Origin of the sequence: Mycobacterium sp. (genome assembly GCF_035499775.1) — a bacterium.
GTDB lineage: Bacteria > Actinomycetota > Actinomycetes > Mycobacteriales > Mycobacteriaceae > Mycobacterium.
In genome coordinates this window covers 20,951-32,107 of record NZ_DATJYB010000288.1, presented here as the reverse complement: position 1 = coordinate 32,107, position 11,157 = coordinate 20,951, and the positions used below count along the sequence as shown (strand labels likewise).

The window sequence follows — 11,157 nt, the reverse complement described above, 5'->3', positions numbered from 1 at the left end:
TGCTGGACTTTCCGGGCCACGGACTCTCCGACAAGCCGCCCGAGCCGTACGTGTATTCGTTGTACGACGACGCGCGCCTGCTCGTCCACGCGATCACTCAGGTGTGGCAGCTGAGTGATTACCGGATGCTCACCCATGACCGGGGCAGCAGCGTCGGAATGATCGCGCTGGACATGTTGTGCGCCCAGGACCCGCCGGCCGCGCCCGCCGACGTGATCGTGACGAACGCCAACATCTACCTTCGGTTATCGAACCTCACGGTGTTCCAGACCGCACTACTCGATCCCGACACGGCACGAGGCACGGCGGCAGCGACGACGCCGGAGGCGCTGGCGGCCGGTCTGGGAATGACCACCTTCATGCCCCGGCGGACGCCGGCCGACCCGGAGATCGCCGCATTGGTGAAGTGCTTTACCTACAACGACGGAATCGGCGTGCTGCCCGACGTCATTCAGTACCTGAACGAGCGCGCCGCCGATGAAACCAGTTGGCTTGAAGCGCTGTCCAAGCTCTCGGTCAACACCACCCTGGTGTGGGGCATCCACGATAACGTCTCGCCGTTGCGAGTCCCGAACTATGTCTGGCAGACGTATCTCAAGAAGAAGCCTGGCCGCAACCGCTACTGGGTGTTGCCGAGTGCGGACCACTATCTACAGTGCGACGCCCCTAAGCAACTAGCCCAGATCGTGCGACTGACGGCCAAGGGTGACAACATCCCGTTGCAGACCCTTGGAAACCAACCCGACGGCGCGCTGCTGGTGGACACGAGTTAGGGCGGGCACTTACTCCTCGCCAAACCGGTCGACGAGATGGGAATTGACGCCGTCGGCATCGAGTCGACGCGCGACCAGATAGCCCGCGCCCATCCACGCGCGACGCGTCCAGTTGCCGAAGGACACTCGCGTGCCGGGGGCACCGGAGGCGGCCGGCATCATCTTCACCCGCTCGAGCGCTTCCTTAACCCCCCGCGGGCTCAACGGGTGTGCGTCGGACAACGCACGCAGCAAGGCGCACGCGACATCCCGATTGACCACGGGCACACACCATTCCGGTCGCCGCCCGTACGCCTCGTGGTACTGGTCGAGAAACTTCTGCCCGATCGTATTGCCCTCGTCGTATTGATCGACCCCGACCCAGCCCATGAACGCGTTCCACATCACCGGGTTCAGCCACGCGTTCTGAAACGCGGTGCCGCAGAACCGCGGCGGGTCCCATCCCAACTCCTGCAGCGCGGGATTGATGAACACGATGCCGAAGCCGAAACCACAGTGCACAAGGGCCTGCGCCTTGGCTTCGTACAGCGTCTTGACCGCTGCCGTCACATCCTGCGCCGTCTGTGGGATCGACACGTCCGAGACGATTCGAATTCCCTTGTGCTTGCCTGCTTCGCGCAAGTTCTTCAGATAGGTCTCCCCTACCAGCGACTGCTCGACGAGCACGCCGACCTCGGTGTGCCCGCCCTTGGCCAGCAAGTCCGACCAGAAGATGGGCTCGTCGGTGTGCGAGCCCATCGGAAAGGAGAACACCCATTCGCCGAGCGCAACGTCGGATCCCGTCACGCTGATGCAAGGAACCCGGAAACGCTCCTCGATTGCCTCCCTGGCCGCGATCACGTTGTCGCCGATATTCGGGCCGAAGATGGCCAGGCATCCCTCTTCGCAGAGTTCGCCGTAGGCGTCGATGACCGCTTTCACCGATCCCTTGGGCAAGCCCTCGACTTCGCGGTAGATGATCTCGATCGGCCGGTCGATCAGCCCTTGCTCCACAGCCTGTCTGAAGACGAGGTCGAATGGTTGTGTCAGGTCTTCGAAGTAGGACTTGGGGAAGAACTCGGGCAGCCGAAAGTCCATCAGGTAACCGATTTTGATTGGCTGGGCGCTGCTTTCGTACGACAAGGGATCTCCAGACAGTGACCTAACGTTTGCTCAGACTCTATGGAGACAGGTCGGCCGCGTCAACACAACCGGCGCGACCGCCGACCTTTGATAGCGTTGACCAAACATTCGGTCAGCTGACGGGAGCCAAGAGCCGTGATCCCGCACGCCGTCGACGAAGGCACGCGCCGGACCGAGGTCCTGCAGATCGCGGCCGCCCTGATCGCCAACTCGGGCCTGCGCACGTCGATGCACGAGATCGCCGCTGCCGCCGGAATTCAAACGGGCAGCCTGTATCACCATTTCGAATCCAAGGAAGCGCTGCTCACCGAGTTGCTGCGCCGTTACCACACCGAGCTGGACCGCATCGGCGTTCACACCCTGGACACGCTCGACGATCCCGACACCCGCCCAGCGTTCGCGCGAATCGCCGAGCTGGGCATCGCGGTCGCGCGGTGCGCGGTCGCGCATCGTGCCGCCATCCAGATCTCGCTGTACGAAGCTCCTGACTCCAATCCCGAACTCGTCCGCCCGACGGTGATTTTGGAGGCCATGTACCAGACCCTGCGGGCGGCGCGGTGGAGCGGCTATGTCAGGTCCGACGTGGACCTGCGAATGCTGGCTGAGAGGATCTGCCAGACGATGCTGCAGATCGGCCTGGACGTGGTGCGGCGCAACGCGCCCACCGACCAGCTGGCCATCGTGTTATGCCGAATCATGTTGGAAGGCTTCAGCACCGGACAACCCCGCGACGACGAACTGGATCGGTCGGCGGCGTTCGTCGCCGCCGACCAGGCCATCCAAGCCTGGACTGACGACAGTGACGTCGATGACAGAACCGCCCACATCCGCGCGGTGGCGCGCGCGGAATTCGGCCGCCGAGGCTACGAAAGCACATCCGTCCGGGACATCGCGGCAGCCGCCGGGCTGGGTCAGGGCACCCGGTTTCGCCTCATCGGCTCGAAGGAGGCGCTGCTCGCCTCGATCATGAGCTCCTTCAACGAGAAGGTCGACGCCGGTTCCAAACGCGTACTTCGTTCCCAGGCATCACCAGTCGCGAAGTTGGACGCGTTGAGCTGGGTCGACACCAACGCGCTAGACCGATTCGGCGACGAGTTCCGGATTCAGCTGGCCTGGATGCGACAGATTCCCCCCGACACGCCCAACCCGAGCATGCAATTCCCCAAGCGGCTGCGGCAGATCAAATCGCTGCTGTCCGAAGGAATTCGGTCCCGTGAGATCAGAAGCTACGACGCGCCGCTGGAGATGCTGGCGCGCTGCGTCATCGTGCTCAAATGGATTCCGGCGAGCATTCTGGGCGAGGTGGGCACCCGGGCAGCACTGATCCACATTCGTGACACCATGCTGCGCGGGGTCGTAAGCGCTAGCCGGTGAAGACCGGCAGCTTGGACCATCCCCGCACGCTCGACGTGTGGGCCTTGCCGGCGTTGGCGTAGTCGACTTCCCAGTCCGGCCAGCGTTTTATGACCTCTTCCAACACCACCCGCGCCTGCATGCGCGCCAGCGCCGAGCCCAGACAGAAGTGCAGCCCGTGGCCGAAGCTGAGGTGAGTAGGGCCGCGATGGATGTCGAATTTGTCGGGGTCAGGGAACTTGCGCTCGTCCCGGTTGGCCGATCCGTTGAGCAACAACATCACCGAACCTTCGGAAATGGTTGTGCCCCGGCATTGCACGTCGCTGGCCACATAGCGCGCCTGCACCGGCGAGGGCGCCTCATAGCGCAGCACCTCCTCGATCGCCATAGGTATCAGCGACGGGTTGGCCACGATCTCGCGACGCTGGTCGGGATGCTCCGAAAGCAGTTGACCCATGAAACCGATCAGCCGCGTTGTGGTCTCGTTGCCCGCCCCGGCGATCATGCTGGTGTACAGCAGTACCTCGGTCCGGGTCAGCCGCCGCGTTCCTGCGTCGTCCTCGACCTCGGCATTGAGCAGCTGGGTCATCAGGTCATCGGAGGGATGGTCCACTCGCCAATCGATGTACTCGGCGAACATCTCATGGCTGTGCTCCAAAAAGTCTTTCGGGACAGGCCGGTACGCGCCCTTGTCAAGGGTGAGTTGGCGCCCGCCGCGGTCGCGGATCTCTTCCTGATTCGCTTCGGGGATGCCCAGCAGGTAGCCGATCGTGCGCATCGGCACCATCGCACCGATGTTCTCGATGAAGTCGAACCGGCCCGTGCCCACCAACGGATCAAGTGCACGCACGCAGAAATCCCGCGTCAGCGGCTCGATCGCCTCCATCCTGCGCGGGGTGAAAACCCTTGACAGAACACGGCGGTGCACGTCATGAATCGGCGGATCCTCGAAGAGGATCACGCCGGGCGGCAGTTCGATACCGCTCATGATGATGTCCATCGTGGTGCCACGACCCGACCGGTAGGTGTCCCAATTGATCAGCTCGTGGGCGACATCCTCATACCGGCTCAACGCCCAGAAGTTGTACTTGTCGTTGCGGTACAGCGGCGCTTCGTCGCGCAGCCTCTTCCAGATCGGATACGGATCGTCGTCGATGTCGAAATCGAAAGGATCGTAATAAAGTTCGGTTGCGGTCATCGTTACTTCCCCTTGTTCGAAAGCAACTCATCGAGCTCGGAGTCCGCCAGCGCCGAGCGGGCGGCCTCGGGCATCACAACCTCGCCCACGCGCTTGAGATAGGGCCACGCCACGTCGGGCGGCAACCCACCGCAGAGCGGCGACAGGGTGAGCATCTTGCCGTCGCGGACCCGCGAGATCGCCTCCGCGGTCGAGATAATCACATGCGACGTCCCTGCTTCGCGCAGTTCGTCGATGCTACTCACGTGCGAGAAGCCTGCCGTTGTCTCGTCTCCGGGGTTCCACGCTGCGTAGGTCTGCACGTCGTGCAGCAGATACTGGCCCAGCTCGGACCACGCCTGGTCCAGGTCATCGGCGACGAACGTGACCGAGGGCGTATTGCGGTCGGGAAAGAACGCCGCGCCCGGCTCGTGTCCGTGCTTCCGGCAAGACGCCTCGTAGGCTTCCCGCATACCCGGGACATTGGAGTTGGCCAACATGCCCAGCCCGTATCTCCCGGCTCTGCGGGCCGCTGCCAGCGTTCCACCGCCCCACATGATCGCCGGCCCGCCGGGCGTCAGCGGGCGCGGTGTCGCCACGATGCGACGTCCGTCGTGAACGACAGTCTCGCCGGCGAGCAGCCGTCGCAGCAGGCTGAGCTTCTCGTCGGCCAGGCGACCGCGACCGCTCAGCGGCAAGCCGAAGATCTCGTACTCCTCGGGCCGATACCCGAGGGCCATGATGTACGACGCCCGACCACCGCTGAGGATGTCCAGCACCGCCATATCCTCGGCCAGGCGCACCGGGTCGTAGAACGGCAGGATCAGGATCAGGCTCAGCGCCATCCGCTGCGTACGCGACGCGACCGCCGAGGCCAGCAGCAGCGGGGCCGGCAGGTATCCGTCTTCGGATCCATGGTGCTCGCACAACACGGCGGCCAGGCAGCCGTGATCCTCGGCCCATGCGCACATCTCGGGCGCCGCCGCATATAGCGCGGCCGGGGGTGCACCCGACGCCGGGGCCCGCATGTCGAAGCGCATCGTGTACACGACAACTCCCTAGACGACCTAATATTTGTCTCACGTACGCTACGTCGACTCCGAGACGTGCGTCAACGCTCAGTCAAATACGTGCCGCGGCAGCGTGGTCGGGATATCCAGCGAGCTGAGCAAACCAGGGGCCGCATCGACCACGTAGGGAATCGCGTTGACCACCCGCATGGCCGTCGACGCCATGGCCGCGTGTCCCGCTCCGTGGCCTGCCGCCTCCCCCAGTGTCATCACGCAATGGACGTCGGGATCGCCCTCGATGTCGACCCGGTAGGTCGCGTCGCACTCCGAGGTCGGCCAGTCCGGCGCGACGTGGCGGGCCATCCGGATGACGTGCTCGATGACGATGGCCTCGCGGCCGTTGACCACGCCCGCGGCCCGGGTCCGCACCGCTCCGCAGGTACCCGCCTGGACGGTGCCGAATGCGACCTCGATGTCCCGATCGGTCAGCTCCCGGTCGAAGGAGCTCTGCAGCCGCTCGACCTCGACGCCGAGGCCGGCTGCGATCAGGTATATCGGCGCCTTCCAAGCCATCTCGATGAAGCCGGGAGTCTTCATCATCGGCTCGAAATCCAGTGGGCGGCCGAATCCCAGCCCGTCCATCATCACGTCCGCGACCGGGTAGTGGTCGTTGAGCGCGATCTCGCTGGCCGTGACGGTGCGAATGTGCTTCGACTGGGTCGTCATCAGCAACGCCAGCTGGTCGGAGGCGAAGCCGGGAAAGATGCCCGAACCATAGAAGGACGCGCCGCCGGCCTGGGCGGCCGTCTCGAGCTCGTCGCGCCAGTTCGGGGCGAAATACGACGGCGGATACACCAGGCCGGTCGACGTCGTGGATACGACGTTGACGCCCGCGGCCAGGAGCCGCAGATAGTCGGGAACCGCGCCCGCGTCGCGCTGAGGACCGCTCGCGGCATACACCACGCAATCGGGTGCCAGGGCGATGAGCGCGTCGGCATCGTTGGTGGCCGTTACCCCGACGGGCTGACCGCCGGCCAACTCCCCGGCGTCCTTACCGACCTTGTCGGGCGAATGTACCCATACCCCAACGAGTTCCAGATCGGCTCGGCGCCCGATGGCGTCGATCGCGATCGACCCGACTCCCCCGGTGGACCATACGACGGTACGCAGCGGCTTGGTCGGTGACGGCAGGTTGGAAGGCACGGGTGACACTCCTTAGTCGTTGGCACCGCCCGCGGCGGCCGCAGCACGTTCCAGATATGGCCATGCTTGCTCGGGTGGGAGTCCACCGCAGAGCGGGTGCAGCGGCAGCGGCCTACCGCTGCGCACGTAGTCGGTCGCCTCGTCGGGCGTGAGGATGCGGTACGGGCCGTTCTCGGCGCGCAGCGCGGCCACGGTGTCGGCACGGGTGATGCTGGCCACCGAATCGCCGTGCGGCCGGTAGGACGCCGCCATCAGTGCGTCGTGGAGCAGGTGGGGCCCCAACACATCCCAGGCCTCGTCTACGGCTCGCTCGTTTCTGGCAACGAAAACCGTTGTCGGAGCGCCAGCAACGGGAAACTGAATGACTCCGGGCTGATGTCCGTGGGCGCGGCACTGCGCTTCGTAGAACTCCTTCAGGCCGGGCCGGTCGGTCTGCGAGATGAACCCGAGCCCAACGGTCCCGGCCCGTCTGGCCGCGGCCTCGCTGCCACCGGCGATCAGGATGAGCGGCCCACCGGCCGAGCCGCAGGACGGGGTAACCCGCACGGTGCGGTTGCGATATTCGACAGGCTCACCCCGCAGCAACGGGCCCAGCACGGCCAAGATCTCGTCGGCCACCCGGCCGCGGGTGGCCATGTCGATGCCGAAGTGGTCGTACTCCTCACGTCGATGCCCGACCCCGAAGACGTAGGACACCCGTCCCCTGCTGATCAGGTCCAGCACGCTCATCTCTTCGGCGAGCCGGACGGGATCCCACATCGGAATCGGCACCGCGGCCAGCAGTATCGCCAAACTCCGCGTCCTGGCCGCAATCGCCGAGGCCAACATCAGCGGCGCCGGCAGATGCCCGTCGTCGGTGCCATGGTGCTCAGATAGCACGGCGAGCACCGCACCTCGCGTCTCTGCCCACGCGCACATGTCGATGGCCGCGGCGTAGAGGTCCGCGGCCGGGCCGGCCCAACTGGGCACCCGCATGTCGAACCTCAGCGTGAACATCAGCGTGCCCCGGCCAACCGTCGGCCGTCCGATGCCGTCATATCCAAGCACCTTAACCTAATGTTTGTTCAATATCCCGAAGAGCATCGCCGGTCCTTGAGCGACGCAACCCTTGACCCGCCGGTCCCCTGCTGTTAGCTTCCGGATCAAACATTCGGTATCAGTTCTGACCGCCCCCGAAGAGGCCCGATGACGGCCAGATCCGTCGCTTCGGCTTTCGCTGCCAATCCGGATGACGAAATCCCAAAGGAGGAAAGAAGATGGCATACCGCGTGGTGGTGTGGGCGACGGGTGGCATCGGGTCGATCGCCATCAGCACTATCAAGCACCGGCCCGATCTGGATCTGGTCGGTGTCTGGGTGCACTCCGACGACAAGGTCGGTAAGGACGCCGGCGAGCTGGCCAACGGCGAGCCGATCGGGCTTGCCGCCACCAACGACGCGGACGCGCTGATCGCCCTGAGGCCGGACTGCGTGATCTATGCGGCCAGCGGCCCAGAACGCGACGCGCTGGCCATTCCGGACTACGTCAAGCTGCTCGAAGCCGGGATCAACGTCGTCACGACCAGCACCACCCGTCTGGTGAATCCGCATGCCTATCAACCCGCCGAATGGCGCGATCAGCTGGTCGCGGCCGCCAAGCAGGGCCAGGTGTCCTTGTACGCGTCGGGGATCGAACCAGGCTTCGCCGCCGATTACCTGCCCCTGGTGCTGTCCACTCAGTCGTCGTCGATCGAGAAAATCCACGCATTCGAGATCGGCCTGTACGACGACTACGGGGTGCCCGACATCATGAGCGACGCACTGGGCTTCGGCCGCCCGATGGATTACCAGCCGTGGATAGGCTTTCCCGGCGCGATCGCCGGCGAGTGGCAGGGACAGATCCGGTTGGTCGCCGACGCGCTCGGCGTCGAGGTTCAGGAGGTCCGCGAAGGGTTCGACCGCGCCGTCACCAACCGGACGCTGGAAGTCGCCATGGGCACGGTGGAGGCTGGAACGTGCGGCGCGTTGCGCATGCAGGCCATCGGTGTGGTCGACGGCCGTGAAGCCATTGTCATCGAGCACGTCACCCGCCTCGCGCACGACGTCGCCCCCGACTGGCCCACCGGGATCGGCGATCTGTCCTACCGCGTGATGATCACCGGCGACCCCGACATCGACTGCACCCTGGCTGCCACGCTCCGCGACCCGGCCCGGGCGGGCATCGCGAGCATGTCGTCCGGGGCCGGCGCGATGGTCGCGACCGCGATGCGCGTCGTCAACGCAGTGCCGTATGTCGTTGCCGCAGAACCCGGTCTGCTGAGTTCGGTGGATCTGCCCCTGACGATCCCGAAGGGCGCCTTCGTCGGCGGCTAACGTAGTGGATCGTGAATCCGCTCGAGGAACTGACGGTCGAACAACTGCGAGAGCGCAGCAGCATGAAATGGCGCGCGCGCCCCGCCGATGTGCTGCCGCTGTGGGTCGCCGAGATGGATGTCAGGCTCGCGCCGACGGTGGCCGAAGCCATCCACCGGGCCGTCGATATCGGCGACACCGGCTATCCCTACGGGAAGGCCTATGCCAAGGCGCTCAGTGAATTCGCTTCGCGCCGTTGGCAATGGCACAACTTGGAGATCGGCCGCACGGCGATCGTTCCCGACGTCATGCTCGGCGTGGTCGAGATGCTGCGTCTGGTCACCGATCGCGGTGACGCGGTGATCGTCAATCCTCCTGTGTATCCGCCGTTTTTCGCATTCGTGTCGCACGACGGCCGGCGCGTGGTCGAAGCGCCGCTGGGCAGTGACGGCAGGATTGAGTTGACGGCGTTGGAGGAAGCGTTCTCGCGTGCCCGTAACGCGGCCGGGGCAGGCGGGAAAGTGGCATACCTGTTGTGCAACCCGCACAATCCGACCGGGGCGGTGCACACCGTCGACGAACTGAGCGGTATTGCCGAACGCGCCCGCCGCTTCGGTGTTCGGGTGGTATCCGACGAGATTCACGCGCCGCTGGTGCTGGCGGGGTCGCGATTCACGCCGTACCTGAGTGTCCCCGGGGCGGAGAACGCTCTGGCCGTGCTGTCGGCTTCCAAGGCGTGGAATCTGTGCGGGCTGAAAGCCGCGTTGGCCGTTGCGGGTCCGGAGTCGGCGGCGGACCTCAAGCGGTTGCCCGAAGAGGTCAGTCACGGACCCAGCCACCTGGGCGTCATCGCGCATGCCGAAGCCTTCCACTCGGCTGGTGACTGGCTCGACGCGCTGCTGCAGGGCCTAGACGCCAACCGAACGTTGCTGGGCGAGTTGGTCGCCGAGCACCTTCCCGGCGTCAAATACCAACCGCTGCAAGGCACCTATCTCGCGTGGCTGGATTGCCGGCAGCTCGGGTTCACCGAACAGGCCGCCGACGGTATCGCTGTGGTGTCCGATCTGTCCGGGCCCGCGAGCTGGTTCCTCGAGCACGCCCGCGTCCTGCTCACCTCGGGTCACGCCTTCGGAACGGGCGGAGTGGGCCACGTGCGCATGAACATCGCAACCTCACAAGGCATTCTGGCCGAGGCCGTATCACGCATGGGCCGCGCAATTCGAGAACTCGCCTAGCGCGGCCAATGTTGCGTCGAGCCTGCGTTCAGGGCTACTCCACGGCGCTCAAAGACGCCCTCACCGCAGTTTCGACGCCGTGGTTGCAGTCTCGATGCGAAGTCGATGAGACGCTGCCGTCAGCGCAGACGTGCCGAACAGCAAGCGTCAGCGCTTGTCGGTCTGACCGGCGGCAATCTCGTCGGCGGCCTTGGCCGCGATGTCGCCGGCCAGACGCGAGGAAAGCCCCGGGGCGTTGGCCGCGATTCGCGCCAGCACCCGCGCACGCAACGGTGCCACGGTCACCTCGCCGCGGTTGCGCTCGATCGCCGAAACGACTGCGGCTCCGACCTGTTCGGGCGTGCCGGTGCCGAGCAGCGCCGGTGCGGTGGCGCCCGATTCGGCGAACATCCCGGCGCCGCCGATCGCTCCCGGGCTGACCAGGGAGACGCCGACGCCGGCTGGGCGCAGGTCGTCGCGCAGACACCACGCGAAGCCGCGGATGCCGAATTTCGTTGCCGCATAAAGCGAGGCGCGGGCCGTCGCCGACTTGCCGGAGAGCGACGAGATGTACACCAAGTGCCCGGACCCCCGCGCGGTGAACGCCGGGATCAACTCTCGGGTCATCTGGATCGGCGCCTCCAGGTTGACCGTCAGCGCTCGGTCGATCTGCTTGGCGGTGAAGTCGTCGAGCTTGCCCGACGCCGGCAGCGCGGCGTTGGCGACCAGGACGTCGATATCGCCCGCCTCGGCGAGCAGCGTGAGCGCGGCGCCCGCCTCGGCGAGGTCACTGACGATGGTGCGGTGACCGCTGCCGGGGAGCGAGGACGCCAGCTGATCGAGCTCCTCCGGCTTACGCGAGCTGAGGATCAGACGCGCGCCGCGGCCGGCCAGCGCGGCGGCGATCGCGCGCCCGAGGCCGCCGGTGGCGCCGGTGAGCAGGACCGTCTTGCCAGTTAGTTCCATGTGCACCTC

10 protein-coding genes are annotated in these 11,157 nt (G+C 65.7%); 4 read left to right on the top strand and 6 right to left on the bottom strand.

Annotation, left to right across the window (positions count from 1 at the left end; genetic code table 11):
* Positions 1-773 (top strand): alpha/beta hydrolase (locus VML93_RS18655; protein WP_325612923.1); only part of this gene is annotated, 773 nt, incomplete at its 5' end.
* 9 nt (positions 774-782) lie between these two features.
* On the opposite strand, the gene VML93_RS18650 is transcribed toward VML93_RS18655, so the two are convergent.
* The gene (locus VML93_RS18650; RefSeq protein ID WP_325612922.1) at positions 783-1,895 is read right to left on the bottom strand and encodes an ABC transporter substrate-binding protein; all 1,113 of its coding nucleotides are present in this window, start codon (positions 1,893-1,895) and stop codon (positions 783-785) included.
* A gap of 135 nt (positions 1,896-2,030) precedes the next feature.
* Between VML93_RS18650 and VML93_RS18645 the strand changes: the two genes are divergently transcribed.
* Positions 2,031-3,269 (top strand): TetR/AcrR family transcriptional regulator, encoded by a 1,239-nt coding sequence (locus VML93_RS18645; protein WP_325612918.1) that lies wholly within the window; start codon positions 2,031-2,033, stop codon positions 3,267-3,269.
* Here VML93_RS18645 and VML93_RS18640 read toward each other — a convergent pair.
* From VML93_RS18640 to VML93_RS18625, 4 genes are all read right to left on the bottom strand, one after another.
* On the bottom strand, positions 3,259-4,446 hold the full coding sequence (locus VML93_RS18640) for a cytochrome P450 (RefSeq protein WP_325612916.1): 1,188 nt from the start codon (positions 4,444-4,446) through the stop codon (positions 3,259-3,261). The genes VML93_RS18645 and VML93_RS18640 overlap by 11 nt on opposite strands.
* Positions 4,447-4,448: 2 nt before the next feature.
* Positions 4,449-5,474: an LLM class flavin-dependent oxidoreductase gene (locus VML93_RS18635; RefSeq protein WP_325612915.1), complete on the bottom strand. Its 1,026-nt coding sequence runs from the start codon at positions 5,472-5,474 to the stop codon at positions 4,449-4,451.
* Positions 5,475-5,543: 69 nt separating this feature from the next.
* Positions 5,544-6,638: a dihydrodipicolinate reductase gene (locus VML93_RS18630; protein WP_325612913.1), complete on the bottom strand. Its 1,095-nt coding sequence runs from the start codon at positions 6,636-6,638 to the stop codon at positions 5,544-5,546.
* A 12-nt stretch (positions 6,639-6,650) separates the two neighbouring features.
* Positions 6,651-7,634, bottom strand: coding sequence for an LLM class flavin-dependent oxidoreductase (locus tag VML93_RS18625; RefSeq protein WP_414686390.1), 984 nt, complete (start codon positions 7,632-7,634; stop codon positions 6,651-6,653).
* 260 nt (positions 7,635-7,894) lie between these two features.
* Here VML93_RS18625 and VML93_RS18620 point away from each other — a divergent pair, with 260 nt between their 5' ends.
* Both VML93_RS18620 and VML93_RS18615 read left to right on the top strand, forming a co-directional pair.
* Positions 7,895-8,989 (top strand): dihydrodipicolinate reductase, encoded by a 1,095-nt coding sequence (locus tag VML93_RS18620; RefSeq protein WP_325612910.1) that lies wholly within the window; start codon positions 7,895-7,897, stop codon positions 8,987-8,989.
* A gap of 62 nt (positions 8,990-9,051) precedes the next feature.
* On the top strand, positions 9,052-10,203 hold the full coding sequence (locus tag VML93_RS18615) for a MalY/PatB family protein (RefSeq protein WP_325612924.1): 1,152 nt from the start codon (positions 9,052-9,054) through the stop codon (positions 10,201-10,203).
* A gap of 147 nt (positions 10,204-10,350) precedes the next feature.
* Here VML93_RS18615 and VML93_RS18610 read toward each other — a convergent pair whose 3' ends face one another.
* On the bottom strand, positions 10,351-11,148 hold the full coding sequence (locus VML93_RS18610; RefSeq protein ID WP_325612909.1) for an SDR family NAD(P)-dependent oxidoreductase: 798 nt from the start codon (positions 11,146-11,148) through the stop codon (positions 10,351-10,353).
* Between the last annotated feature and the right edge of the window lie 9 nt (positions 11,149-11,157).

Excerpts from the sequence above, each read along its gene's own strand:
- VML93_RS18640 (WP_325612916.1), bottom strand. The coding sequence starts at position 4,446 with ATGACCGCAACCGAACTTTATTACGATCCTTTCGATTTCGACATCGAC.
- VML93_RS18620 (WP_325612910.1), top strand. The coding sequence starts at position 7,895 with ATGGCATACCGCGTGGTGGTGTGGGCGACGGGTGGCATCGGGTCGATC.
- VML93_RS18610 (WP_325612909.1), bottom strand. The coding sequence starts at position 11,148 with ATGGAACTAACTGGCAAGACGGTCCTGCTCACCGGCGCCACCGGCGGC.
- VML93_RS18625 (WP_414686390.1), bottom strand. The coding sequence starts at position 7,634 with ATGTTCACGCTGAGGTTCGACATGCGGGTGCCCAGTTGGGCCGGCCCG.
- VML93_RS18615 (WP_325612924.1), top strand. The coding sequence starts at position 9,052 with ATGAAATGGCGCGCGCGCCCCGCCGATGTGCTGCCGCTGTGGGTCGCC.